The organism is Sphaerisporangium sp. NBC_01403 (genome assembly GCF_045040145.1).
Classification (GTDB): Bacteria; Actinomycetota; Actinomycetes; order Streptosporangiales; family Streptosporangiaceae; genus Sphaerisporangium; species Sphaerisporangium viridialbum.
In genome coordinates this window covers 4,624,515-4,648,945 of the sequence record NZ_CP109534.1, presented here as the reverse complement: position 1 = coordinate 4,648,945, position 24,431 = coordinate 4,624,515, and the positions used below count along the sequence as shown (strand labels likewise).

26 protein-coding genes and 1 pseudogene are annotated in these 24,431 nt (G+C 68.1%); 14 read left to right on the top strand and 13 right to left on the bottom strand.

The window, feature by feature from the left end:
• Positions 1-34: 34 nt before the first annotated feature.
• A complete protein-coding gene (locus OG589_RS20935; RefSeq protein WP_405151489.1) occupies positions 35-529 on the bottom strand; it encodes a MarR family winged helix-turn-helix transcriptional regulator in 495 nt (164 codons plus the stop codon).
• Between the two features lie 139 nt (positions 530-668).
• On the opposite strand from OG589_RS20935, the gene OG589_RS20930 reads away from it, so the two are divergent.
• On the top strand, positions 669-1,676 hold the full coding sequence (locus OG589_RS20930; protein ID WP_405151487.1) for a cation diffusion facilitator family transporter: 1,008 nt from the start codon (positions 669-671) through the stop codon (positions 1,674-1,676).
• An 87-nt stretch (positions 1,677-1,763) separates the two neighbouring features.
• On the opposite strand, the gene OG589_RS20925 is transcribed toward OG589_RS20930, so the two are convergent.
• A complete protein-coding gene (locus tag OG589_RS20925; protein WP_405151485.1) occupies positions 1,764-3,161 on the bottom strand; it encodes an aminopeptidase P family protein in 1,398 nt (465 codons plus the stop codon).
• A gap of 181 nt (positions 3,162-3,342) precedes the next feature.
• On the opposite strand from OG589_RS20925, the gene OG589_RS20920 reads away from it, so the two are divergent.
• Positions 3,343-3,771, top strand: coding sequence for a CBS domain-containing protein (locus tag OG589_RS20920; RefSeq protein ID WP_405151483.1), 429 nt, complete (start codon positions 3,343-3,345; stop codon positions 3,769-3,771).
• Positions 3,772-3,853: 82 nt separating this feature from the next.
• A complete protein-coding gene (locus OG589_RS20915; RefSeq protein ID WP_405151482.1) occupies positions 3,854-4,069 on the top strand; it encodes a hypothetical protein in 216 nt (71 codons plus the stop codon).
• Here OG589_RS20915 and OG589_RS20910 read toward each other — a convergent pair.
• On the bottom strand, positions 4,066-4,803 hold the full coding sequence (locus OG589_RS20910; protein ID WP_405151481.1) for an ABC transporter permease: 738 nt from the start codon (positions 4,801-4,803) through the stop codon (positions 4,066-4,068). The two genes, OG589_RS20915 and OG589_RS20910, sit on opposite strands and share 4 nt — an antisense overlap.
• Positions 4,800-5,597 (bottom strand): ABC transporter ATP-binding protein, encoded by a 798-nt coding sequence (locus tag OG589_RS20905; protein WP_405151479.1) that lies wholly within the window; start codon positions 5,595-5,597, stop codon positions 4,800-4,802. The genes OG589_RS20910 and OG589_RS20905 overlap by 4 nt, the downstream gene beginning before the upstream one ends.
• Positions 5,598-5,743: 146 nt before the next feature.
• On the opposite strand from OG589_RS20905, the gene OG589_RS20900 reads away from it, so the two are divergent.
• Positions 5,744-6,115: a PH domain-containing protein gene (locus tag OG589_RS20900; protein WP_405151477.1), complete on the top strand. Its 372-nt coding sequence runs from the start codon at positions 5,744-5,746 to the stop codon at positions 6,113-6,115.
• Between the two features lie 33 nt (positions 6,116-6,148).
• Here the strand turns inward: OG589_RS20900 and OG589_RS20895 are convergent, their stop codons facing one another.
• Positions 6,149-6,943, bottom strand: a complete 795-nt coding sequence (locus tag OG589_RS20895) for an alpha/beta fold hydrolase (RefSeq protein WP_405151476.1) — start codon at positions 6,941-6,943, stop codon at positions 6,149-6,151.
• Between the two features lie 138 nt (positions 6,944-7,081).
• Here OG589_RS20895 and OG589_RS20890 point away from each other — a divergent pair, with 138 nt between their 5' ends.
• From OG589_RS20890 to OG589_RS20875, 4 genes are all read left to right on the top strand, one after another.
• Positions 7,082-7,939, top strand: coding sequence for a helix-turn-helix transcriptional regulator (locus OG589_RS20890; RefSeq protein WP_405151474.1), 858 nt, complete (start codon positions 7,082-7,084; stop codon positions 7,937-7,939).
• Positions 7,940-8,113: 174 nt separating this feature from the next.
• A complete protein-coding gene (locus OG589_RS20885; protein ID WP_405151472.1) occupies positions 8,114-8,596 on the top strand; it encodes a GNAT family N-acetyltransferase in 483 nt (160 codons plus the stop codon).
• 58 nt (positions 8,597-8,654) lie between these two features.
• On the top strand, positions 8,655-8,903 hold the full coding sequence (locus OG589_RS20880) for a hypothetical protein (protein ID WP_405151470.1): 249 nt from the start codon (positions 8,655-8,657) through the stop codon (positions 8,901-8,903).
• A 15-nt stretch (positions 8,904-8,918) separates the two neighbouring features.
• Positions 8,919-9,275: a hypothetical protein gene (locus OG589_RS20875; RefSeq protein WP_405151469.1), complete on the top strand. Its 357-nt coding sequence runs from the start codon at positions 8,919-8,921 to the stop codon at positions 9,273-9,275.
• A gap of 184 nt (positions 9,276-9,459) precedes the next feature.
• Here the strand turns inward: OG589_RS20875 and OG589_RS20870 are convergent, their stop codons facing one another.
• Positions 9,460-10,431 carry a M48 family metallopeptidase gene (locus tag OG589_RS20870; RefSeq protein ID WP_405151467.1) on the bottom strand — a complete coding sequence of 324 codons (972 nt, stop codon included), beginning with the start codon at positions 10,429-10,431 and terminating at the stop codon, positions 9,460-9,462.
• A 78-nt stretch (positions 10,432-10,509) separates the two neighbouring features.
• Complete coding sequence (locus OG589_RS20865; RefSeq protein WP_405151465.1) at positions 10,510-11,313, bottom strand: DUF2306 domain-containing protein; 804 nt, start codon at positions 11,311-11,313, stop codon at positions 10,510-10,512.
• 144 nt (positions 11,314-11,457) lie between these two features.
• Between OG589_RS20865 and OG589_RS20860 the strand changes: the two genes are divergently transcribed.
• The gene (locus OG589_RS20860; RefSeq protein WP_405152084.1) at positions 11,458-14,193 is read left to right on the top strand and encodes an AAA family ATPase; all 2,736 of its coding nucleotides are present in this window, start codon (positions 11,458-11,460) and stop codon (positions 14,191-14,193) included.
• 933 nt (positions 14,194-15,126) lie between these two features.
• Here the strand turns inward: OG589_RS20860 and OG589_RS20855 are convergent.
• Positions 15,127-15,891, bottom strand: a complete 765-nt coding sequence (locus OG589_RS20855; RefSeq protein ID WP_405151464.1) for a transposase family protein — start codon at positions 15,889-15,891, stop codon at positions 15,127-15,129.
• A gap of 881 nt (positions 15,892-16,772) precedes the next feature.
• Between OG589_RS20855 and OG589_RS20850 the strand changes: the two genes are divergently transcribed.
• On the top strand, positions 16,773-18,434 hold the full coding sequence (locus OG589_RS20850; RefSeq protein WP_405151462.1) for a hypothetical protein: 1,662 nt from the start codon (positions 16,773-16,775) through the stop codon (positions 18,432-18,434).
• 572 nt (positions 18,435-19,006) lie between these two features.
• Here OG589_RS20850 and OG589_RS20845 read toward each other — a convergent pair.
• Complete coding sequence (locus OG589_RS20845; RefSeq protein ID WP_405151460.1) at positions 19,007-19,534, bottom strand: MarR family winged helix-turn-helix transcriptional regulator; 528 nt, start codon at positions 19,532-19,534, stop codon at positions 19,007-19,009.
• 131 nt (positions 19,535-19,665) lie between these two features.
• Here OG589_RS20845 and OG589_RS20840 point away from each other — a divergent pair, with 131 nt between their 5' ends.
• On the top strand, positions 19,666-20,616 hold the full coding sequence (locus OG589_RS20840; RefSeq protein ID WP_405151458.1) for an NAD-dependent epimerase/dehydratase family protein: 951 nt from the start codon (positions 19,666-19,668) through the stop codon (positions 20,614-20,616).
• 23 nt (positions 20,617-20,639) lie between these two features.
• Here the strand turns inward: OG589_RS20840 and OG589_RS20835 are convergent.
• The 4 genes and pseudogenes from OG589_RS20835 to OG589_RS20820 form a co-directional block, all read right to left on the bottom strand.
• A pseudogene (locus tag OG589_RS20835) lies at positions 20,640-20,747 on the bottom strand (helix-turn-helix domain-containing protein); the annotation flags it as partial.
• Complete coding sequence (locus tag OG589_RS20830) at positions 20,748-20,954, bottom strand: DUF397 domain-containing protein (RefSeq protein ID WP_405151456.1); 207 nt, start codon at positions 20,952-20,954, stop codon at positions 20,748-20,750. It lies immediately after the preceding pseudogene.
• Positions 20,945-21,772, bottom strand: a complete 828-nt coding sequence (locus OG589_RS20825; protein ID WP_405151455.1) for a Scr1 family TA system antitoxin-like transcriptional regulator — start codon at positions 21,770-21,772, stop codon at positions 20,945-20,947. Before OG589_RS20825 ends, OG589_RS20830 begins: the two co-directional genes overlap by 10 nt.
• Positions 21,769-21,909, bottom strand: coding sequence for a hypothetical protein (locus OG589_RS20820; RefSeq protein WP_405151453.1), 141 nt, complete (start codon positions 21,907-21,909; stop codon positions 21,769-21,771). The genes OG589_RS20825 and OG589_RS20820 overlap by 4 nt, the downstream gene beginning before the upstream one ends.
• Positions 21,910-22,068: 159 nt before the next feature.
• Between OG589_RS20820 and OG589_RS20815 the strand changes: the two genes are divergently transcribed.
• The 3 genes from OG589_RS20815 (at position 22,069) to OG589_RS20805 (ending at position 24,220) form a co-directional block, all read left to right on the top strand.
• The gene (locus tag OG589_RS20815; protein WP_405151451.1) at positions 22,069-22,509 is read left to right on the top strand and encodes an ATP-binding protein; all 441 of its coding nucleotides are present in this window, start codon (positions 22,069-22,071) and stop codon (positions 22,507-22,509) included.
• Positions 22,510-22,940: 431 nt separating this feature from the next.
• The gene (locus OG589_RS20810; protein ID WP_405151450.1) at positions 22,941-23,378 is read left to right on the top strand and encodes a MarR family winged helix-turn-helix transcriptional regulator; all 438 of its coding nucleotides are present in this window, start codon (positions 22,941-22,943) and stop codon (positions 23,376-23,378) included.
• Entirely contained in the window at positions 23,375-24,220 is an 846-nt protein-coding gene (locus OG589_RS20805) for an alpha/beta fold hydrolase (protein ID WP_405151448.1), read from the top strand. Before OG589_RS20810 ends, OG589_RS20805 begins: the two co-directional genes overlap by 4 nt.
• Positions 24,221-24,431: the final 211 nt, after the last annotated feature.

Here is a 24,431-nt window from a genome sequence, read left to right as displayed (position 1 = left end):
CCGTCCCCGCCGGAGCCACCGGCGGGGACGGACGCTAGGCGCGCTCCTCGGCCCGCAGCCGCAGCAGGTGCGACACGACGGGGGCGTAGGCGGCTTCCAGGGCCTCGATCAGCTCAGGGGCCAGGCGGTCGATGAAGTGGTAGCGGACGTTGGCGACGTGCATGGGCGCGACCCGCTGGATGGTGTCCCAGCCGTGCTCGGTCAGCACCGCGAACGTGCCCCGCCGATCGTCCGGGCAGCTCTCGCGGCGGACCAGGGAAGCGGCCTCCATGCGGGCGATCTGGTGGGACAGGCGGCTCCTGGACTGGATCGTCGCCTCGGCCAGGTCGCTCATGCGCATGCGGTGACCGGGGTTCTCGGAGAGGTTCACGAGGATCTCGTAGTCGTTCACCGACAGCCCGAACTCCTGGAGCTCGCGGTCGAGCCGGTGTTCGAGGAGCTTGTGCGCGGACAGATGGGCACGCCAGGCTCGTTGCTCGCCGCTGCTCAGCCAGTTGGGGTCGAGGTCTTCGGATTCCGCCGTGCTCATGGTGGTGAATCTATCTCTCTCAGCCGCGAACCAGGCGCATGAGCCTGGCCGAATGCGGTTATTACTGTGATCTGTCCAAGGATCAAACTTTCCCGGCTACAACCGATAGTAAGCGGCGGTCCGGGGAAGGACGGGCGAGATGAGCGACAAGGCGGAGTCGGGCGAAGGCAGCGAGAGCTTCCGCACCGTACTGGTGGCGGCCGGGGTCAACCTCGCGATCGCGGTGGCCAAGCTGGTGGCCGGGCTCCTCAGCGGTTCCTCGGCGATGCTCTCCGAGGCGGCGCACTCCGCCGCCGACACGGTGACCGAGGTCCTCCTGCTGATCGCCGTACGGCGGGGCGAGCATCCCGCCGACCGCCTGCACCCCTTCGGCTACGGCAAGGCGGGGTTCTTCTGGGCGCTCATGGCGGCGGGCGCGACGCTGGTGATCGGGGCCGGGTTCTCGATCACCCACGGGGTGCAGACGATCTGGCACGGGGAGGAGCTGGGAGACCTCTCCATCTCCTACATCGTCCTCGCGGTGTCCTTCGTGCTGGAGGGCATCTCGTTCGTAAGGGCCGTCCATCAGGTACGCGGCGCGGCCAGGCGCTGGAGCGTCAGCCCCCAGCGGTACGTCGCGCACACCTCCGACACCGCGGTCAAGGCGGTGGTGTTCGAGGACTCGGCGGCCCTGGTGGGCATCGTCGTCGCGGCGCTCGGCCTGCTCGGCTTCCAGCTCACCGGCTCGCCCGTGTGGGACGGCGTGGCCTCCGTGGTGATCGGCCTGTTGCTGCTCGGCGTGGCACTGCACCTGATCAGGGCGAACGCCTCCCTGCTGATCGGCCAGGCGGCCCCGCCGTCGCTGCAGCGCGAGATCCTCAAGGAGCTGATGTCGCAGGAGGAGGTCAGCGACGTCGTGGAGCTGCTGACCATGATGCTCGGGCCCAACGAGGTGCTGGTGGCCGCGAAGATCGACTTCGTGGACGAGTGCACGGGGGACCGGCTGGAGGAGGCGGCGGACCAGATCGAGCACCGGCTCGCCGAGCGCTTCCCGGAGATCACCCACGTGTTCCTGGACCCCACTCCCGGTCACGCGGCCAGGCGGGCGCGCTCGGGCGACACCTCCTCCGGCGGCCACCCGGACCCGGAGAGCTCCGGGGCCGACTAGACGAGTAAGCCCCGAAGTACCTCGGCGGTCGCCGCCGACCATGCGAACCTCGGGTCCGCGTGAACCTCGGCGGGCTCCGCGCGGGCGTCAGCTCAGGAGCGTGCCCATCCAGGTCTCGATCTCGTCGGGGTGGCGGGGCAGGCCGGAGGACATGAGCCGGGCGCCGTCCTCGGTGATCACCAGGTCGTCCTCGATGCGCACCCCGATGCCGCGGAACTCCGGCGGAAGGGTCAGGTCGTCCGGCTGGAGGTACAGGCCGGGCTCGACGGTCAGCACCTGGCCGGCCGCAAGCACGCCGTCCAGGTAGACCGACGCGCGGGCGCTGGCGCAGTCGTGCACGTCGAGGCCCAGCATGTGGCCGCTGCTGCACAGGGTGTACCTGCGGTGGAGGTCGTCGTCAACGGACTTCAGCACGCCCCACTCGCGAAGGCCCTCGGCGATGACCCCCATCGCCGCCCGGTGGAAGTCGCGGAACCTGGCACCCGGCCGCAGGACGGCCATGGCCGCCGTCTGCGCCTCGTACACCAGCTCGTAGACCTGCCGCTGGATCGGGCTGAACCGGCCCGATATCGGGAGGGTGCGCGTGACGTCGGCGGTGTAGAGGTTGTCGGTCTCCACGCCCGCGTCGAGCAGCAGCAGCTCGTCGCGGTCGAGGCGGCCGTCGTTGCGGATCCAGTGGAGCACGCAGGCGTGCGTGCCGGACGCGGCGATCGTGCCGTAGCCGGTCGCGTTCCCCTCCAGCCGGGCCCTCAGCCCGAAGACGCCCTCGACGTACCGCTCACCGCGGAAGTGGGCGAGGGCCTGCGGCAGCGCGCGTACGACGTCCTCGAAGCCGCGCCCCGTCGCGTCCACCGCGTGCTGCAGCTCGGCGATCTCCCACTCGTCCTTGATCAGCCGCATCTCCGACAGGAACGAGGCGAGCTCGCCGTCGCCCTCGTGCGGCGCCACCCGCGCGTCCACCGAGGCGTCCACGCCGCGCAGCACGCGCGCCGGGCCGGTGAGCGCCTCGGGGAGGCGGTCGATGGGCGCGCACTCGATCTGGAAGAGGGCCTCAGCCTCGTCCAGGGTGGGCCGAGCGCCGACCCAGAACTCGCCGTACCTGCGGTCGCGGTAGAACTCCTGCCCCGCGGTGCCCTCGGCGGACCTTTGGGAGCGCGGGCGGGTGAACAGCGTGGCCACGCCCGAGGGCGCGATGACCAGCACGTCGTCCGGCTCCTGGCTTCCGGTGAGGTACGCGAACGCGCTGTGCGCGCGGAAGCGGTAGTCGTCGTCGTTGCTGCGCGCCTTGAGCGTCCCTGCGGGGATGACCAGCCGCTCGCCGGGGAACCGCCGCGCGAGCGCGGCGCGGCGCTTGGCGGTGCAGGCGGCCAGCGGCACGGGCGCGAGGCCGGGACGGCTCGTGTCGTCCCAGTCGCGCGTCATGAACTCCGCGAGGGCGTCGGAAATGGGCAGGTCATGGCTGCCGGTGTTCAGCTGATCGGTCATCGGAGATCCCCGTGGAGAGAGGTGGCGCGTGACATGCTACTGACTGGCCCCGCCGTGCCGGGATCCGGAGCCCATTGGATCACCCGGGTCCTTTACCGCCACACGCGATTAACGATGACGTCAGGTGGGGAAGCCACAGGTACCCTAGCCGGGCCTCTCCGAGGTTGACGAGGTGGTGTCGATGCTCATCAGCGCGATCCTGCGACACAAGGGGACCACGGTCGCCACCGTGGCGCCGCAGGCCACGGTCACCGAGCTGCTGGCAGCTCTGTCCGACCACAACATCGGCGCCGTCGTGGTGTCGGAGGACGGCATGACCATCGTCGGCATCGCGTCCGAGCGGGACGTGGTGCGGCAGCTGCACCTGCGGGGCAGGAGCGTGCTCGACGAGCCGGTGTCCTCGATCATGACCACCGCCGTACGGACGTGCGAGCTCGACGCCGACGTCGACGACCTCCGCAAGACCATGACCGACCATCGCATCCGGCACCTACCCGTGCTGAGCGAAGGACGGCTGGCGGGCATCGTCAGCATCGGAGACGTGGTCAAGAGCGCCATCGAGGAGCTGGAGACCGAGAAGGCCGCCCTCGTCGACTACCTGCACAGATGACCCGTCTACCCGCTGGTCGCGGCCTGCACCCCATGGCTGGTCCCGCCCTGCCCGCCGGCCCGGCGCCGAGATCCCCACGCGGGTGAAGGCCTCGTACATCGTGGGCATCTCGGTGCCCGTCGAGGAGTTCCGCGCCCGGCTGGCCGAGATCCCCGGCGCGGTGCTCGTCCAGGAACTGCCCCACGACCGTGTCGTCGTGGTGCTCGGATCCCGCTCGGGGAGCACGGCGCTGGCCTCTCTAAGCGGCGTGACGACGGTCCGTGAGGACCGCCCGGAGCGGCCCCTCCCACAGTCCTAGGTGGTGCGCCGCCGCAGGGTCGCCGCGGCGAGGGTCAGGGTCACCATGACGCAGCCCACGATGACGCCGAAATCGCGCCACAGGGTGCCGGTGGCCTCGGTATGCGCGCCGACCTCCTGAAGGGCCTCCACGGCGTACGTCATCGGCAGCACGTCGCTGATCGCCCGCAACCAGCCGGCCATCTGGGCCCTGGAGACGAAGAGGCCGCAGAGCAGGATCTGCGGGATCACCACCACCGGCATGAACTGGACGGCCTGGAACTCGGTGCGGGAGAACGCGCTGCACAGCAGGCCCAGCGCGACGCCCAGCACCGCGTTGGCGATCGCGATGAGGATCACCAGGCCCACGCCGCCGGGGGTGTCGAGGTCCAGTAGCCAGTAGGCGACCGCCGAGGCCACCGAGGCCTGGACGGCGGCGGCGGCACCGAACGCGAGCCCGTACGCGAACAGGAGATCCAGTTTCCCCATCGGCGTGGTGAGCAGCCGCTCCAACGTTCCGCTCGTGCGCTCGCGCAGCATCGCGATGCTGGTGATGAGGAACATGATCGTGAAGGGGAAGACGCCGAGCATTATCAAGCCGATGTGATCGAAGACGCCGGGCACGTCGTCGAACATGTAGTAGATCAGCGTCAGCAGCAGGATGGGCGCGATGAGGAGGAGCGCCACGGTGCGCTTGTCGTGGCGTAACTGGCGGAGGATCCGTCCGGCCGTACCGGTCAGGATGCGAAGGTTCATGAAATCCCCTGCTTGGCGCGGATCAGGTGGAGGAATGCCGCCTCAAGGTCCGGAGTCCCTGTCCCGGCCCGTACCGCTTCCGGCGTGTCGTCCGCGATGAGCTCTCCATCCCGGATGAGAAGCAGCCGGTCGCAACGGCCGGCCTCGTCCATCACGTGGCTCGACACGAGGACGGTGGTGCCCGCTGCGGCCATCGCACGGAACCGCCGCCACAGGTCGTCGCGCAGGACCGGATCCTGCCCGACCGTCGGCTCATCAAGGACCAGGACCTCGGGCCGGCCGACCAGGGCACAGGCCAGTGACGCCCGGGCGCGCTGCCCGCCGGACAGATCGCCGACGAGCTGACCGGCGGCATCTCCGAGCCCGACGTCGGTGACGGCGGCGTCCGCGTCGGCCGCTGTGAAGCCCTTGTAGAGCGACGCGAAGTACCGGGCATTCTCCCTCACCGTCAGGTCGGCATAGACGCTCGGCGCCTGGGTGACATAGCCGATCTTGGTACGCAGCAGGGCGGAGCCGGCCGGGACGCCGAGCACGGTCACCGTCCCGGCCTTCACCACCTGGACGCCGACGATGGCGCGCATGAGGGTGGTCTTTCCGCTGCCGCTCGGGCCGAGCAGGCCGGTGACGCTACCGCGCGGAATGGAGCAGCTCAGACCGTGCAGAACGCGGCGCTTGCCACGCTCGACGATGAGATCTCGAACCTCGATCGCAGGCTCCACAGGCACCTCGGACTTCCCGGAAGGTAATTCAACGGATGTTGAAATTAACCTAGATGAGATCGGCAAGGGTTTCAAGACGGGAGCTTGGCGCGATCAGGTCGACGATGCGGCTATGCGGCGCACGTCCCTGGGCCGTTCGCGCTCCGAGATCGGTTCGTGAGCTCCGTCGATGAGAATCGACCCTGACCAGTGCCGGACCGAGCGCGAAACGAGGAGCGTACGTGAGCCAGACTGTCCCGTACGACAGGCCGGAACAGCTCCAGCAGATCCAGAGCGGCCTCATGCAAGGCGAGCAGATCATCGCCGTCTATGACGCGATCGGCGCGGGAACCGGCTTCCTGGGCCTCACCGACCGCCGGGTGATCATCCAGGACAAGTCCTTCATCGGCAAGAAGATCGCGATCACGAGCATCCCGTACTCGAAGATCACCAGCGTCAGCGTGGTGAGCAACAAGTCGCTGGCGGGGTCCTTCTTCTCTTCGGGCTCGATCGCGATCAACGTGGGCACTCACGTCTACGAGGTCGAGTTCCGAGGCGAGCAGAAGAGCCAGCACGTCCACAACGTGATCCTGCACTTCATCGCCGGGCCGTAAGCGGAGTTCCCGGCTGTCGCCGAGAAGGGGGTGTCAGGACTTCCGGTGGCCGGGACGGTCCAGGAAGGCGCGGACCAGGTCGGCGAACTCGGCGGGGCGCTCGAAGAGCACCACGTGGCCGCTGTCGATCTCGGCGTAGTCGCTTCCCGGGATGCCGGCGTGCAGGGCCCTCGCGTTCTCCACCGGGATCGTGTGGTCCTGGGAGCAGCCGATGACCAGGGTCTCCGCCTGGATCCCGGGCAGCAGGCGGCGGATGTCGATCCGCAGGTTGAGGTCGATCTGCCGCAGCCGTTCCGGGGTCGGACGCAGGTTCGGGACGAGCTTCTCGACCTCTTCGGCTCCCAGGGCGTTGAGGAACGCCCGGCTGAACCCGGTGAGCGTGGCGAACCGGCCGAACGCGTCCGCGTCGCCGGCTACGCGCCGCCACACGGTCATGAGGTTACGCATGTACTCGTCGTCCGGGCCGCTCCAGCCCGCGACCAGGACCAGGCGCCGCACCAGCTCGGGCCGGGTGGCCGCGACGGCCGCGGCCACGGGGGCCCCGAGGGAGAACCCGACGAGGTCCACCGGCTCGGCACCGGCGTCATGGATCACCGCCTCGACCTGGCCGGCGAGCAGCTCGACGGTGAGCTCCTCCCCGCCGTCGACGGCATGGTCGCTTCCCGACAGATCGGGGGTGATGACGGTGCGACGGCCGGCGAACCGCTCCGCGATCCCACCCCAGGTGATGTCGGCGCCCGGGCCGGTGCCGTGCACCAGCAGCAGGCCCGGCCCTGACCCCTTCGTCTCGTACGGCAGGCGGGCGCTCCCCAGGGACACGGTGGGCATGGCGCGTTCCTCTCGCTTAGTGGCGGTGACTCGGTGATCAGGAGGCTTCCACCGCCGAGCCCGGACGAGGAGCGGACCGCTTTCCCTAGGACCGCTGGTCCGTGGTTACGCCCGTGGTGATTCGTGATGATTGTCGGTATGGAGATGGATCGCCGTGAGCTAGCAGACTTCCTCCGCCGGTCCCGGGAGCGGCTTCGGCCCCAGGAAGCCGGGCTGCTCTCGGGGCCCCGCCGCCGCACTCCCGGGCTGCGCCGTGAGGAGGTCTCCCAGCTCGCCGGGATGTCGGCCGACTACTACATGCGGCTGGAGCAGGCCCGCAGCCCGCAGCCGTCGGTTCAGTTGCTCGCCTCGCTCGCCCGTGCCCTCCGGCTGAACGAGGACGAGCGCGACCATCTCTACCTTCTCGCCGGTCACCGGCCGCCCGAGGGCCGCCAGGCCGGCAACCACGTACGGCCCGGCCTGCTCTACCTGCTGGACCGGCTCGCGGACACCCCGGCGCAGATCCTGAACGACCTCGGGGACCTGCTCGCGCAGAACCTCCTCGCCGAGGCCCTGTTCGGCTGTGTCTGCACGGTCAGCGAACCCGATCGCAACATCGTGTGGCGGTGGTTCACCGACCCCGTCGTGCGCCGCGCCTACCCGGCAGGCGAGCAGGACCACTACAGCCGCGTCCACGTCGCCGACCTGCGCGCGGCGTTCGGCCGCAGAGGCGGCGACGCGGCGGCCACCGGCCTGGTCAGGCGCCTGCGCGCGGCCAGCGAGGAGTTCACCTCGCTGTGGGACCGCCACGAGGTCGCCGTACGGCGAAGCAGCCGCATGCGGGTCTTGCACCCCGAGACCGGCCCGATCGAACTCGACTGCGAGACCCTGCTCACGCCCTCCGAAGACCAGTACCTGGTGGTCTTCACCCCACCGCCCGGCACGTCCAGCGCCGACCACCTCGCGCTGCTGCGCGTGCTCGGGCACGACCGGTTCGCCCGGACGGAGCCGACATAGGCCCCGGGGCCTGCCGCGCCCCACACGCGGGCGAGGCGGCGTGTCGAGGTACAGTCCCATGCCGACGACGGACCGCGGCAGTCCGCCGCCAGGCCGCGCGGGCGGGCTTGGACGCCGTGAGCGCGGGACGTCGTCGTCACCGCAGGGCACTGTCGCAGAGAAGGACGTACTCACATGGAACTTCGCCGTGTCTCGTTCGGTCATCCGGACGCGGTCAAGCTCAACGACCTGGTACAGCGTGAGTACGCCGAGCGGTATGACAGCGAAGGCGACGTGACCCCGTTGGAACCGGCCATGTTCGAGCCGCCCCACGGCCTGTACCTCATCGCGTACGACGAGAACGGCACCCCGCTGGCCACCGGTGGCTGGCGCGCCCAGGAGGCGGATGAGATGGGCTATTCGGACGGCGACGCCGAGCTCAAGCGGATGTTCGTGGTCGAGGAGGCTCGTCGCCAAGGCCTCGCACGCCGCATCCTGACCGCTCTTGAGGACGACGCCCGCGCGGCGGGGCGTACGCGGATGGTTCTGGAGACCGGCATCGTGCAGCCTGAGGCGATAGCGCTGTACACCTCCGACGGCTACGAACCCTGCGCCAAGTTCGGCCACTACCGCTTCGAGCCCCGCAGCCGCTGCTTCGCGAAGCCCCTCCGGCCCTGATGGCGATGAGGGACCCATCCCCGAGATGGAGCGGCCGAGCCGGTCGAGCGGAGGAGCCGTGATCGCAGGAGACAAGCCGGAGAGGCGGGCATTCGGGGCCGTCGCGGTGGTTCATGTGACGGCCGTGGCACTCACGTGGCGGGACCTGCGGTCCGGGACGGCCGGGCAGGTGCGCGGCGACAAGAGGGTCTGGCGGATGGCCAGCGCTTTGAACACCCTCGGCTCGGCCGCCTACTGGCTGTTCGGGCGGCGTAAGGATGCGGGTCCGCTGACGCACACACAGATACGGGCGATCGGCCCGCAGTGAAGACCAGGAGTGCAGATGAGCCGCGAGAGCACGACCCCTTATGACGACGGCGGGATCCGCTGCGACGATCAGGGCCTTACCATCCGCCGCTACTACCCATGGGGGACAAAGCAGATCTCCTACACCTCGATCAGAGGCGTCATGAGACTTCCCCTGACCGGAGCGAACAGGGTGCGGAGGTGGAGAATCTGGGGCTCGGGTGACTTCCTCCACTGGTGGAACTTCGATTCGCAGCGGCCCAAGAAGAACATGGCGCTCGTGATCGACATCGGACACCATGTACGCCCTACGATCACTCCAGACGACCCGGATGCCGTCGAGCGCATCCTTGCCGAACGCCGGCTCTGCCGCCCCCGGCCGGCGGTTTCATAGGCGTGGATGACACTCCCATCACTAGCACTATGCAATCATTCTGCTACCTGTAGTGACTAGGCATGGATCAGGTGCCCTGGCGGCGCTCCCTGACACGTACCTTCGCGAGGTCGCCTCCCCTCTCCGTCCGATGCGGTGCCCGTGTGTCCGGCGCGGCGACGGCGAAAGGGAGGCGGCAGCGGTATCAGGAGATCAGGCCGAAGCCGCGTATCGCCCGGGAGAAGTGAGGGGACAGTTCCTCGTCGACGGCCGCTGATGACGAGAGGTCCAGCAGACGCTCACCGCGAGGGGTGGTGGCGGCGCTCTCGTCCAGGTGATCCGAACCGGCCAGCGTCGATTGGATCTCGGATATGGTCGCCCCCCGCAGTGCCGCCGCCTGCACGGGTGCCAGGAAACGCCGCCCTTCGATCAGTTCGGTCAACCGGGTCACCTCCGCCTCCGTGGCGACACCGTCGATCGGCGCCGGCCTTCGCCGGAGCGCCTGGCCGTCATGCGAACGGGTGAGCCAGAGCAGCGCCCGTTCCAGCAGCAGCGCCGGCCAGCCCAGCACATAGCCGACCACCTGGCCGAGGGTGCCGGCGGCCTGGTAGGTCCCAGACGGCGCTTCCGCGCCCAGGGACATCACGATGCGATTGTGCGCCTCCTCCCGCTGCTCCAACGCCCCACCGCTCGTCAACGACTCACGCCACTGCGCCAGAGTCCACAGCGCTCCACTCACCAGGAGGCCGTGATCCTTCTTGCTGGTATAGGTGCGGGCCAGCAGCACCACCCGCTGCCTCGCTGACAGCACCAGCCAGAGGGGCAGTCCGACGACGAGGACGGGCCTGCGCCGCCAGCCCACTTCGACGTATTCGCTGGCCACCTCAAGGTCCCTGACCGCCACTGCCGCCGGTGGCCGCGCGCCGACGGCCTCGGCCACGCGCCGCGCGGCACCGTACATCTCCGGGGCTGAAGAGCGTGCCAGCACCTCGGCATCGGCGGGCAGCCGGCGTGGCCGGGGAAACAGCAGCGCGCCGATCGCGACGAGCAGGCCGCCGACCAACCAGGCGAGCAGGAACCCCGGACTTCTGTAGACGATAGAAACGCCCAATACGATGAACATGACGGTGAGCGCATGCACCGCGAGCGAAACAAGAGCAGCGGCGATATTCTTCATGACCTCCATTGTTCATGCAGTCCGTAGAGCCGTAACCGCTTTCCCGTATCGAACCGGTTGAACGGAAGGAAGAGAAGCTCACCGACGTAGGGGATCAGAAGCGGACATCGGCGGGGACGCGACGCGTCCCCGCGGGCGCCTGCGGGACTTGGGCTTGCCGGTATGGTCGGTGTACTCCAGCCACCATTCGGCGATCACCAGGTTGACGACCCAGCTGAGCCATACGCCGGCGGCTCCGATCGCTATGATCATCGCCTGCTCGTCGCCGCCGTAGGCGGTGTCGAGCCGCGGAAGCTGCACGGCGAGCAGCACACCGGCCCACAGACGGCTCACGACGATCGACGTGGTGAGCGCGAAACTGCGGATCATCCACCTGCGGTGCTCGGGGAACCGCCGCTGCCGCGCCATCCGCCACCCGGCGAAACCGGTAATCAGCCACACCACGCCGAGCATGGTGTTCCCGGCGTTTCCCCCGAACCCCGTGTGGCCGAATGGGGCGACCCCGAGAACGGCGATGCCGGCGGGAAACACCCCGCCGAAGAAGTACGCCCGCCCCATCCAGCGGTGCGCCTTGGGATACGAGCGGCGGAACCACGGCCACACCTGGAAGCACCCCGTCAGCAGGGCCACCATGCCGAAGATGATGTGCGCCACGAGCAAGGGATAGAAGAATGGGGGAGAATCGGACACTTCAACCCGTGATCGCGCCGGGTCGAAGGTGAGGTACGGCGGCACGGAGTACACCACGAAGGCGAGCATCACGATGAACAGCGGAATGATCCAGCCGAGCTGGCGCCGCCTCCTCGCCATCGGGCGTGGAGATGGCGGCCCTGCTCCGTCCTCGTCGGGTACCGGGCCCGGTGCCCCCAGCGTCGTGGCCACAGAAGGTCTCCTCATCGTCGTCGGGGCCGGCGCGCCTTGCCCGCCCATCGCCGCCAGCCTTGTGGGGACGCGGGTCTGGGGCCAGAGTCGAACCGACTGCAGTCACCCGGGACGCCGCCGGCGGAGAACCGGGACTCGCACGTGATGCACGGCCGGCACCGGGAACAAGAGGCCATCGCCCGGTTGCTCGCCGACGCTCGGGGCGGACGCAGTGGGGTGCTGATCCTGCGCGGCGAAGCGGGGATCGGCAAGAGTTCGCTGCTGCGCCATGCCGTCGCGACCGCGGCGGCCGCCGAACCCATGCGGGTGCTGGCCTGCGCCGGGGTGGAATCCGAGGTCGAGCATGCGTTCAGCGGGCTGCTCGGGCTCCTGCGGCCGGTGCTCGATCACCTCGGCGCGCTGCCCGGCGTCCAGGCCGAGGCGCTGCGCGGCGCGCTCGGCATCACCGACTCCGCGGCCTCGGACTTCCTGGTCTCGGCTGCGGTGCTCACTCTGCTCGCGGCAGTGGCGGCGGACCGCCCTTTGCTGGTCACGGTCGACGACGTGCAGTGGCTGGACCGCGCCTCCGCCTCCGCCCTGCTGTTCGCCGCTCGCCGGCTGGCCGACGAGCCCGTCGCGATGCTGCTCACAGTGCGCGAACCCGAACCGCTCCCGGTCAACACGGCCGGGCTGACCGAACTGGTGCTGCACGGACTGCCGCCCGAGGACGCCGCGCGGCTACTCCACGCGCACGGCTGGACGCTGCCCACCCGTCAACGTGACGCCCTCGTCGCGGCGACCGGCGGCAACCCGCTCGCGCTGATCGAGCTGGCCCGGCTCGACGAATCCGACCGGGCCATGCCCGACCTCGTGATGACCGGAACCCTGCCCGTTAGCGCCCGCGTCCGGGCGGCGTTCCTGCGCCAGGTCGACGCCCTGTCCGCGGACGGCCGCGCGGCGCTGCTGGTGGCGGCCGCCGAGGAGACCGGGGACGCCGGCACCGTCCTTGGGGCCGTCGCGCGGCTGGGCCTGCCGGCCGACGCTCTGGACCCGGCCGAGCGGGCGGGGTTGGTGCGGCTCACCGGGGCCGAGCTTCGCTTCCGGCATCCGCTGATCCGCTCCGCCGTCTACGCCGACGCCCCTTTCGACCGCCGCCGCGCCGCGCACCTGGCCATCGCCGCGTACCTGAGCGCCGCCGGAGAGGACGACCAGGCGACCTGGCACCGCGCCGTGGCCACGACCGCACCGGACGAGAAGATCGCCGGCGCGCTGGAACGCAGCGCCGACGCCGCGCGGCGGCGCGGCGGCGCGGCCGCGGCGATCTCCGTCCTGCAGCAGGCCGCGCGGCTCAGCGAGTCGCCCGCCGACCGCCGCCGCAGAACGGTGACCGCCGCGTTCGTGTCGCTGGACGCCGGTCGGCCCGGTCTGGCCCGGACGCTCGTCGACCAGGTCATGGCCGAGCCCGTGCCCGCCGTGACACTGGCCCAGCTCAACGGGACCATCGAGCTGTACAGCGGGGACCCCGCGATCGCCTACTCACACTTGATGCGGTGCGCCGAGCTCATGGCGTCCACCGAACCCGAGGAGGCCGCCTGGACCCTCACACTCGCGGCAGGATCGGCGTTGCACTCCGGAGACATGGAGGCGACGCTGCTGGCGACCCGGCGCATCACCGACCTGGACTGCGCACCGGCGACGCTCCGCGCCGCCGAAGGTCTCCTCGGAAGCCCCGAGGGCGTCATCACCGGGGCCGAGCTGTGGGAACTGCCGGGCGCCCTGGCCCAGGGCCAGGGCGAGGGCGGTGAGCGGCACTGGATGTGGGCGACCGTGATCGGCTGGATGGGGCCCGACGACCATCAGGCACTGCGGCTCGCCGAAGCCACCGGCCGCAGGCTCCGCGCCGCGGGCTATCCCGCGCTCTTGACCGAGGTGCTGTTCTACCACGCCGACATCGAGTTCCGGCTCGGGCGCTGGACGGAGGGGGCCGCGCATGCCGAGGAGGGCCTGCGGTTCAGCTACGAGACCGGACAGCGGGGGTGGACGGCCAACTTCCTCGCCCAGTCGGCCCGGTTCGCCGCCGTGCGCGGCGAGGCCGCGGAATGCCGCCGGCAGGCCCGGCAGGCGCTGGAGATCGCGCTCCCGCTGCGGGAGCGCATGGCCGCGGCCATGGCGACCGGCGCCCTGGGTCTGCTGGCGCTGGGGGAGGGCGCGTCAGGGGAGGCGTTCGCGGAGCTGATGCGCCTGGTCGACCGGGATTCGCCTCGATCCAATGATTTCATCGCCTTCGCGATGCTCCCTGACCTGGTTGAGGCCGCCGTGGGCGCGGGGCATCCGGAGCCGGCCCAGCGGGTCGCCGCGGCCATGGAACCTCGGACCGGCGGTGTCGGCGGGCCCGCCGCCCTGGCCCGGAGGCACCGTTGCCGCGCGATTCTGTCGGACGACTCCCACGCCGAGTCGCACTACCGGAGCGCGCTGGCGGGCGGCGGGCTCGACCAGCGCCCCTTCGACCGGGCGCGGACCGAACTCCTCTACGGCGAGTGGCTGCGCCGCAACCACCGCAGGACGGAGGCCCAGCCGCTGTTGAGGGCCGCGGGCGAGACGTTCGACGCGGTGGGAGCGGCACCGTGGGCACGGCGCGCGGTCGCCCAGTTCCGCGCGGCCGGCGGCGCAGTGCCCCACAGGAGCCGGGCGGTCGCCGCCCTGCTCAGCCCGCAGGAGCTGGAGGTGGCCAGGCTCGCGTCCGAGGGGCTGAGCAACCGGGAGATCGGCAGCCGGATGCACCTCAGCCCGCGAACGGTGGGCTCCCACTTGTACCGGGCGTTCCCCAAACTCGGGATCTCCGCACGCGCCGAGCTCCGCGACCTCGACCTCGACCTCGAACTCGACCTCGACCTCGACTGACAGTGCGTGAGCGGGGTCGCTCGCGGCGTGGCAAAGGCAGGACTTGTGGAGTCTTGATGCCGACCAGTTGACGTACCACCCCCTGGTCTCCGCGACGTCGGGCGCAAGGGCCGAGCCGTCGCTGTACCGCGGATAGACGCGGAACTTCGTCGCGGTGGGGAAGTAGACGGTGCTGGTACCCGTCAGCTGAAAGTACTTGCTAAGACCACCGACCGAGATGACGTAAACGGGCGTGCCGGAGAAGTGAGCCGAGCTGTATCGGCGTCCAAGGCGATGCCGTCGGCGTTGTAGAGGGTCCAGCCGTGCGGCCGGCGCCGATCTGAATGCTCGCCTGCGCTGACGGTGCCGCTCCGGCGCCACCTGGTGAGGAGTCGGTGCACCCCCTCCATCAATCCATAGGGGGACGCCGATCATCGTCGCCAGGTGCCGGACGTTGTAGCACGCCAGGGGTGATCGAGCGTGTCCAAGCGATGGAACCGTCCGAGAGCAGGCCGGCGGCCAGATGCGACAGGGAATGCAATGTGACAGGGGAATGCGTCCGGGGGCCATTAATTCGCAGTTCAGGGGCGTGATGGCGCGGCGGCGTCGATTCCGGACCTCCTCGTTCGACGCGTCAGCGAGACCGGGCGAAACCGGCGGACCGACAGCAGCGACGCATCTGGCGTCACACCAGAAAGGAACAGCCATGACCGCCGTCCAGCCCCTGCGCTCCACTGGAAACACCTACACAAGGGTGATGGGCTGCGCGTCCGCCGTCTGACGACAACGTCGGCCACCATGAGTGAACGGCCGCATCTCTTGAGCACCGCTGACCCCGTGGCGCACCAGTATCCGGTACATCGTGGGCTCGCTGCACAGGTAGGTGCCTTCGTTCAGCAGCATGTGCCGGGAATTTGAAGCAACTTCTCTGCGCGTCTCGACAGTGAACGTATTTCACCCTGCTTCGCGGGTCTGAAGGACGAAGATGGCTTTGACGAGTTGACCTGCGCGAAGTGGGCAGCAGCGTAGTTTCCGCAGGATGCGCCAGGTCTTCAACACGGCGTTGGCGCGCTCGCCGGGGCCGCGGAGCTTGGCGTGGGAAGAGTTTGCTGCCTTCTGTGAGGCTGGCTTGTTTCTTCCCTTGTAGGGCACCAGTACCGGCTGACCTGCACCGACGTAGCCCTTGTCAGCGAGGGTGATCAGACCGGCTGCCCGCAGACGCCGGATGATGCCCCAGATCCGCGCCGCCGTCAGATCGTGCACCGAGCCCGGCAGTGATCCCGATGTCCACAGCGGCGTGCCGTCCGGAGCGGCGATGACCTGGATGTTCATGCCGTGTTTCTTGTGTTTGCCGGAGTAGTACGGGCGGTCGGCGGCAACGCGGTCGATCGGGATGAGCGTGCCGTCCAGCACGACGAAGGCGTATCCGGCGCGCTTGGCCGTACGGAGTGCCTGGTCCAAGGTGGGCGAACGCTCGGCGAGCAGGGCCACGGCCTCGTGGACATAGCGCCAGGCGGTGGCTGCCCCGACTCCGAATCCGGCGGCGACCTCGGCGAATGTCTCGCCTTTGCGCAGGTAGACCAGTACCAGCATGGCTTGCCGGCCGGGGTTGAGTCGGCGCCAGGTCGACCCGATCGCAGCTCGGTGGCGGCGGATCATGCCGGTCAGGTAAGTCAGGGTCCGGTGTGACAACGGCAGCGCAGCACGATAGAACAGCAACTTGAAGCCTCTGGTTACAGGTTGATCTTGGTCGACAACCCTTCTACCAGGGGCTTCTCTATTTCAGAATCAAGACCAGCGATCCGCAACGAGCCTGTGACCTGCGACATCAGGTTGGAATGAGCTCAGTGAAACAAAAACACAAGGAGGATAAGTGAGTTCCAGGCTGCGCAGGTTCGCGCAAACAATCGCAACGGTTCCCATTGCGGCGGGCGCCCTACTTGCAGTTCAAATCCCCGCCAATGCCCAAGCGGTCCCTGCGTCGGCACTGCTCGATCCCGGAGGGTGTACTTTTAATACCTCCACAACCGGTGTCAGCCAGGGCAGCATCGGGGGAATGCAGCTGGGAGTGAAAGTCAAGCTGGTCGAAAACGGTTGCCGGTCCACCATTCGCGCATACGTTCATTGCGACGGATTTCCATTCGGGACCTATTATTCGCAGGGCTCTTCGATTTCTTCGACAGGGGCCACGAGTACCGCCTGGTGTGTCCCTGAAGACCCTCGCTATGGTAAATCAGGATACGAAATTCTGTCCGGAGGCACTTGGTACAGAGTGCCGACGTGGGGCGCCTAAGCCGGGGCCCGGCCGCCACACGTGCTCGACGCCGCCACGCGGCTGCGCTGTCCCAGATGGCGCGTTTAATCCGTAGGTTCGGGGTTCGAGTCCCTGGCACCCCACCTTCGTTTCTTCGACAGGACCCCACTGCGACACGAGAGCGTCCAACCCGTCTATCCGGGCGGACGGGCTCAAGCAACTCCACACACGAGACGATCACCTACTCACCGAAAGCTGTAGTTATCTTGAACGGATGCAACAAAGATCCCCGGCATATGCGAAGTGCGACTGAAGCCCGGCAGGGTCCCACGTGTCGCTAGACCCGATGCGGGACAACCCGCTGCTGACAGAACTGGCTAAACCTATCTCAGCCACAGTGGCGTCGTTCTTTGGGCGGGCTCTGTCCGCGACCGTTGCCGCGGCCCTGCTGGCCATGGGCATCACTACCATCGCGATCTTCACCGTACGTGCGCCGGCCCAGGCGGCGGCGACATGCCTGGGCAGCTCCAGCGAGAGCAGCAACGGTCCAGACGAGAAGATGTCTCGGGGCCGGGCGCTCGCTCGCGCACAGGAATGGGTCAGGGCAGGGTGGACTTACAGCCAGTCGTGCCGGGTACCCGAAGCCAGCAATAGCGGCGGCAACTACCGTACTGACTGCTCCGGCCTGGTCTCCATGGTGTGGGGCTTGAACAGGAGCTATTCGACGGACCAGTTCCGAGATCTAATAGCTCCCGTGTACGAGATCTCGCGAGACGAGCTCCGACCCGGCGACGCAGTCGTGAAGACCGGGCATATGGAGCTGTTCGCTAGGTGGAAGAACACCGCGGACCACAATCAAGGAGCCTACGTCTACTCGTTCAACACCAATGGCCAGACAGTGCAGAACCCATACGCCGATAATAACTACGGGGATCTCGGGTACAACAGCGGCACTGAAATGGCCACGTACCAGGCGATCCGCTACAAGGGAATAACCGAAGACGAGGGCGCCTGGGCTACGGCCTTCAATGCCGACGGCACCCTGGAGGTGTTCGCCCGCGGTTCGGATGGCAATCACTCCTTGAACCTATGGCAGTGGAAGTTCGGTGCCGAGAGCACGACGCAATACCTGGGTGGCTCGATTACAGGTAATCCGGCGACAGCTGTATCGCCCAACGGCGACCTGCAGGTCCTCGCTCGCAGCATGGACGGATCACTGCGCCAGTGGGCCAAGGGTGGCGCTAACGGCTCCTGGCCAGTCCAGAACAGCAACCTCGGTGGCGGCTCCATCGTCGGAGATCCCGCAGCGACCTACTACGGCTCGAACAACAGTCTTCAGATCTTTGCCCTCGGCGCCAACGGCCACCTGCTGCATTGGTCCTGGACCATCGCAGGCGCATGGAGCTATGAGGACCTAGGCGGAAGCATCGTCGGGTCGCCTGCCGCGATCACCGATGGTACGAACACGCTGCGCATCCTGGCGGTGGGTTCGGACGGACAACTGCGCCTATGGTCCAACAAGCCTGGTAGTGGCTGGACCGACCAAAACGCAGTGGTGCCGAACAGTAGCGGCCTGATCGGGGATGTCGCCCTCACCATCTCGCGTGACCGGGCGATGCAGGTCCTCGCTCGCGGAACCGACGGGACGCTGCGCCACTTCGCTATGTTGGATAACGCATGGCCAGTAACCAACGAGAACCTGGGCGGTTCCATTTCCGGAAACCCGGCCGCCACCACGAGCGAGGACAGCACCATCAAGGTGGTGGTTCGGGGCGTCGACGGTCATCTACGCTACTGGAGCTTCGCATGGGGCTCGGGTTGGACAAAGAACGTGGACAAGGGCGGCAGCATCGCCGGGGATGTCGCTGTCACCAACTCTCCCCAAGGCAACCTGCAAATCTACGGTTACGGCACGGACAACGTGCTGCGCCAGTGGGCTTATGACTACGCCGGCGGTACCGGATGGCATGACAACGAAATGCTGTCCCTCGGTGTGACCGCCAGTTAGACGAGTAAGTCCTTCCGGATTACGGAACGTGGGTCAGAGTCAAAGCTCTGGCTCACGTTCCGCGGCGCTGGTGATTCGATCGCCAGGTACTTGGACAGCACCTACAGCAAAACCTGGCGCCGCCCACCTACGCGGGGGGTAATTTGGGCGGGCGTGAGCACACTCGTTTGGGGGCCGAGTTCCATGTATTCGCGGGCCTCATGGCGGGCGAAGATGTCCATCGCCGCGGCGATGAGGGTTCGGGCCACGGCGGCGTCTCCGGCGGCCCTGGACAGCCTCGACCGCCGCATCTCCACCACGACGCGCCATCGCCTGAGCAGGGCCCACGCCCGCATGGATCGCGGCGAGCTCCCCGCGCTAGCCGAGTTCGACGCCATCCGTGACCTGTCCGGAATCGGCGCACACCTGGCCGCGCAACTGTCTCAGGCCGCCGTGGCCTCCCCTGGCCGGGGAAGGGTTCGACGCTCATGGCGTTCCTCCCGAAATAAGGTGAACGCACGAGCGATACACCCGCCAGCGGGTACGCCGGGATAGGCCCTCCACGGCACAGCAAGGGCCTGATCAGCCGGCGGTCACGGGGGAGGGGAGTCGGCGGCGTCCGGCCCCAGCGGTTGACCCGCCGCGGTCGTCCCATCGGAGGTGTCGCCGAGGGCGCCGTGGACATCGCCGGAGCCGAACATGCCCGGGCCGCCGTCCATCTGCTCGAGGATCTTTTCCAGGGCACTGTGCAGGTGGCGCCGCTCGGGCTCGGTGAGCGTCGCGGTGGCGTGCTCGGCGATGCGCCGTCTGGCCTCCTGAATCGGCTCTTGCGCCGCCCGGCCCTTGGCGGTGAGGTACAGGCGGACAAGACGCCCGTCGGCGGGGTCGCGGCGCCGTACCAGCAGGCCGGCTGATTCCATCCGGCTCGCGGTGTTGACGACGGTCGGCGTGGTGTAGCCCAGGTGCGCGGAGAGCTCCCCCGGCGTCAGGCCGTCGGTCTTCCACAGGACCTCGAGCACAAGGTTCTGCCCGATGCGCACACCGTGTCGGCTCATTGCCTCGTCGGCGGCGGCCCTGAGCATCTTCTGCGCGCGGGTGATCAGCCTTAGCAGTTCCGTCACCGGCCCAGTCTACAAATCGATTGCATGCTAACGATCGTCTTCGCTACCGTTTCATTAGCTTGCTAGTGAAATTCTCCGGACGCCTCGGCGCGGTCGCCGCGCGTCACGGATCCGACCATGGGAGTACCGAAATGATCCTTGTGACAGGTGGACTCGGCTTCATCGGTGCGCACGCGACCCGAGCCTTGCTGGACCTCGGCGAGCGGTGCGTGATCGCCGGACGCCGAGTGGAGGCGCCGCCCGGCGTCCTGGCGGACTCCGGCGACCGTGCCGTCATCGAGCGGATGGACTGCACCGACCTCGACAGCGTCCTCGACGTCGGCAGGCGCCACCAGATCACCGGCATCGTGCACTTGGCCTCGGCGAGCATGGGCGGAGCGCCGCTGAACGAGCTGCGCACCAACACGCAGGCACTGTTCACCATGTTGCATGCCGCGCAGGCCTGGGGCGTCTCCCGCGTTGTGCAGGCCAGCACCATCGGCGTGTACGCCGGCGTCATAACCGGCACCTATCGCGAGGACACCGCGCTGCCCATCCCCAGTTTTCACGCAATCCCCGCGTATAAGAAGAGCGCCGAGATCATCGCCAGCGCCGTCGCCGCAGGCACCGGCCTCGACATCGTCAGTGTCCGGATCGGGGCGATCTGGGGCCCGTTGGGGAGGGCGTCCTCGCCGTTCTTCGGAGCTCCCCAACTCGTCCACGCCGCGGTCGCGCGCCGTGACGCCGGGGCCGAGGCTCCGGCGAGGCCGTTGTACGCCGACGACGCGATCGACATGTGCTACGCCCGCGACTGCGGCAGGGCGATCGCACTCCTGCAGACCGCGGGCAGGCTCAACCACCAGACGTACAACGTGGGTAGCGGACGTACCACGACCAACCGCGAAGTGGCCGATGCCCTCATCCGCGCCGTCCCAGGTACCACGCCCGACCTCGTCGAAGGTAGCTCCCCGCACACCCCGGCCGGGGACGCGCACCTCGACATCAGCCGGCTGCGCGCCGACACCGGCTTCGCCCCCCAATTCGACCTCGACCGCGGTGTCGCCGACTACGTCCACTGGCTCCGCGACGGTCACTCGCGGTAGTCGCCCGAGACGGGATAAGCGTTGCGTCTGACCTCCCGGCTGATCGTGGACGGGATGCGGCCCATCTCAACCGCGAACGACCGGATCGACAGGCCCTCCCGCAGTAGACGGGCGATCGCGATGTCCGGCAATCACGCCAGATGGCCAAGGTCGCCACCCTTGAGGCCGCCGATGAAGGAGTTCCACTCGGTGGGGGTGAGGAGCAGCTTGGGGCCGTCGGGGTGCTTGCTGTCGCGGACCGCGACCACGCCGGGCAGGTTGACGGCAACCTCGACGCACTGACCGCCGTTCCCTGAAGAGCGCGATGACTTCCGCCATACGGCAGTGCTCAGGTCCATTCCTGTTTCACTTCCTCGATCATTTTGAGCGATACACGCTCAGGATAAGCCCACAGTCGTATGGCTTCATATCGTTTTCGGATGGCTACCACGAATTCGTGGTTAGTCGTGATCTGACCCTGCACTGGCGAATCGGCGTGGATAGTGTCCGGCTGGCCGTTCGGAAGCTCGGCGATCATGAAAGGCCCCGCCATGCCTGGGAGACATTCGGGATCGACGAGTTGCAGGGAGACGGTTGGTCGCTGGGCCGCCTCAAGCAGGTAGTCGAGCTGCTCTCGCATCACCTCCGGTCCGCCGACTCGGCGGCGGAGCACCCCTGCGTCGATGAGCACCAGGACCAATGGAGGGTCTTCTCTGTCGAGAACTCCCCGGCGAAGCATGCGGGCCTCGGTCCGCTCCTGTATCTCCTCTGGGGTGATCTGAGGCTCCTGGATGAATATGTGCCGAGCGTATGACTCGGTCTGGAGGAGGCCGGGGATCAGAAGGGGGTCCCAGGAGCGGAGGACGAGGGCGTTGGGTTCGATCTCCTCGGCCCAGCCTCTGAACCAGATCGGTCCGCCCGCGCTCGCGATGATGCGCTGGCGCAACGCCGCGAAGTGAGCGCCGCCCTCAGAGTCGAAGAGCCGGTCGAGCTTTTCGGCGTCGGATTTCGACGGTGTCCGGGTGGCGGCTTCCAGGCGGCTGACCTGGGTCTGGGTGCATCCGAGGCGGGAGGCCACGGCGGCCTGTGACAGTTGCGCGGCTTCGCGCAGGCGGCGCATCTCGGCGCCGAAGCGCAGACGGGGTGATCCCTGGCCGGGGAAGGGTTCGACGCTCATGGCGTTCCTCCCGAAATAGAGAAAAACGGACCTTTCGGCTTGGGTAGCAATACCAGAACCCAGGTATCGATAAACCAGCGCCTGTCATTACCGGTCATCTTCTGGGGTGCCGATCTGGCCATGTATTCATCGGTCACGAAGGCAATCTAAGCACACGCCTTCTTTCTCCGGCAGGACGAGAAGAGAAAGCGTTTCATCGTCCATAAACCAGGGGCAGGACAAGTGATGCGTGATCGAAAGGGTGGTCTCCGGCGCTCCGGCGGTCTTCACTCGGAGGCCGGGTGGGGGGTGATCGCATGAGGTCGGACGAGCAGGTCGTCCAGCACGGAGGCGAGGTGCCGGCGCGTGGGTGGCGCGGAGACTTCCCCGGGGAAGAGGCGTCCGTACCGGCGGCGCGGGCCTGGGTGCGAGGGCTGCTGGGCCTGCGGATCGCCACTCCGGCGCTGGACGACGTCCTGCTCCTGCTGAGCGAGGTGGTCACCAACGCGGTGGCCCACTCGGCGTCCGGGTGGACGGCGGACGGGCGGGTGACGGTGCGGGTGGCCCTGGTCTCGCAGGTGGTCCATGTTGAGGTGACCGACGCCGGTTCGGCCACGAGCGCCCCGGTCGCGCGAGCGGCTGAGACGGACAGCGACGGCGGGCGCGGCCTGTGGATGGTCAACGCGATCGCGACCGCATGGGGATCACATCACGACGGTGATCTGGGCCGGACCGTGTGGTTCCAGGTAACGGCGTAGCCTCCGCGTGCGTTGTCCTGTCCAGGACATGCTTGACACATCAGTCCCAGGACATTTTGACCGGTGCCGGTGTCGGCCGATCTTTCGTGCGTCGTCTGCGGGTGGCGCGCGTCGGGAGGCCGGGATTGGCCCTGGTCGATTTGTCTGTTATCGAGCAGCTTTATCGGGCGGTCCTGGCGGTCCTCGCCGGCGCGAGTGTGAGCGAGGCTGCCGCCCAAGGTGGGACATCAACGGTGTTGTGGAGGTAGTCACCAACCCCTGTGTCCGAGCGCTATGACACTGTCGGCGGTTCAGGCCGGATGGCGGTGCTGCGGCACGGTGCGTTCAGCACGGGTCGGTCGCGGCAGCTTGCAGATCCACGGTCATCACCCGAGGGTGAACCGGCCAAGGGGTAACTTGCAGTGGCTAAGTTAGCATGTTAATTTACTGCCATGGAACGCAATCTAAGTCTCAACCTGCACGTGCTTACCGCCCGGCTGGACCGGGCGGCCGACCGGATCCTGCGGGCGGAGCACAACGTCTCCTACAGCCGTTTCGTGGCGCTGACTCTGGTGGGAGAGCTGGGGGCCTCGACACAGCGGACCCTTGCCGAATACCTCGGTGTGACCGAGCCGTCGGTAAGCCGCATGACCGCCGTCCTCGCCGCCGACGGGCTTCTCGACGTCCAGCCCGACCCGGCCGGGGGGAACCGCCGGCGACTGAGCCTCACCAATGAGGGAAAGCAGCTGGTGGCCTCGATCCAGCAGGGGCTCGAAGGACGGCTGGCCGCACTCGTCGCACACAGCGGCGTGCCGTACACCGAGTACGCCCAGCACACCGCGCGGCTGCTGGCAACGTTCGAGCGACTGGAGCAGGAGGCGGCCAAGTGAGCCGGAACATCCAGACCCCGCCGTTACGCCAGCACACCGTCTTCTCGGCCGACGGTACGGCGATCAGCTATCAGACGATGGGCGCCGGACCGGGTCTCATCGTGCTCGGCGGCACGCTGAAAACCTCGGAGGACTACCTGCCGCTGGCCTCCACGCTGGCCCGCTCCTTCACGGTGCACATCGTCGACCGGCGAGGACGCGGCGCCAGCGGCCCTCAGGGAACCCAGTACTCGCTGCAGAAGGAAGTGGAAGACCTCCACGCCGTCCAGGCGGAGACCGGGGCGCGGCTGGCGTTCGGACACAGCTACGGCGGGCTCGTCATCCTTGAGACCGCACGCTCGTTCCACCTGTTCGATCGCATCGCGGTCTTTGAGCCCGGACTGCCCTATGCCCCTGTGCCCACCGGCTGGATGGCCCCGTTCCGGGAGCGGCTGGCCGCAGGCGACCACTATGACGCGTTCATCCACTTCGTCAAGGGTTCGGGCGGTGCGCCGGCCTTCATGACCAAACTGCCGCACTGGTATCTGCGCATGGCGTTTCGTGTGGGATTCCGCGGGCCGACCTGGCAGCGAATGCGGCCCCTTCTGGGGGCCTGTCTGGCCGAGCACGAGCAGCTCGCAGCCCAACAGGGCAGGCTCCCCGAGTTCGCGGACGTCACCGCCCCGGTGCTGCTCCTGGTGGGCGGCCGCTCGTCGCGCGAGCACCAGGAGGGGTTCGCCGTGCACCGCGACACCCTTCCCCACGCCACACTCGAAACCATGGACGGCCTCAACCATTTGAGCCCATCGGAACGGAAATCAGGCCCGGTTGTGGCCGAGCGGGCTCTGGCGTTCTTCCTGTGATGGTTCAGCGAAGCGGTCTCGTGGTTGTTCCGGAGTCGGCGTTGCCCCCGACGACACCCCCTGGTCCGTCGCACCACACTCAACCTGTCCGCCGTAACAGAGCGGCCCACCCCGCAAGACCGGTCATGTTTCCTAAAGCGGCGTGGCTCGTACGACCACACCGCTTTCGATTTCCTCGGTTTCACGTTCCGTGGCCGCGGAGCACGGCGGA